Raw genomic sequence first — 276 nt, 5'->3', positions numbered from 1 at the left:
GGTTTTTTTGTATCTGCATAAAACAACAAATTGTGGGTCAAGCTACTGTGATTCTTAATACGGTATCAGCTCAAATAAAAAACGCCGGCCTAAGCCAGCGTTCTGTGTTACTTCTTCGCTTTATGTGCGTCTGGGTTGCCTTTGCAATCCCCAGTGATGCTTTTACCATACAGATATAAACTGTGGTTAGTTAACTGTACGTTGTAGCGTTGAGCGATTTCTTTTTGTCTTTCTTCGATAAGATCATCAGAGAATTCGATAACTTCACCGCAGTCT

1 protein-coding gene is annotated in these 276 nt (G+C 40.2%); it reads right to left on the bottom strand.

Annotation, left to right across the window (positions count from 1 at the left end; translation table 11 throughout):
- Positions 1-107: 107 nt before the first annotated feature.
- A partial coding sequence (locus J3B89_RS21100) for a transcriptional repressor (protein WP_215768320.1) occupies positions 108-276 on the bottom strand: 169 nt, incomplete at its 5' end.

The sequence above is a fragment of the Rheinheimera oceanensis genome (genome assembly GCF_018831085.1).
GTDB classification, from domain to species: Bacteria; Pseudomonadota; Gammaproteobacteria; order Enterobacterales; family Alteromonadaceae; genus Alishewanella; species Alishewanella oceanensis.
This window is presented reverse-complemented; position numbering and strand designations above follow the sequence as displayed.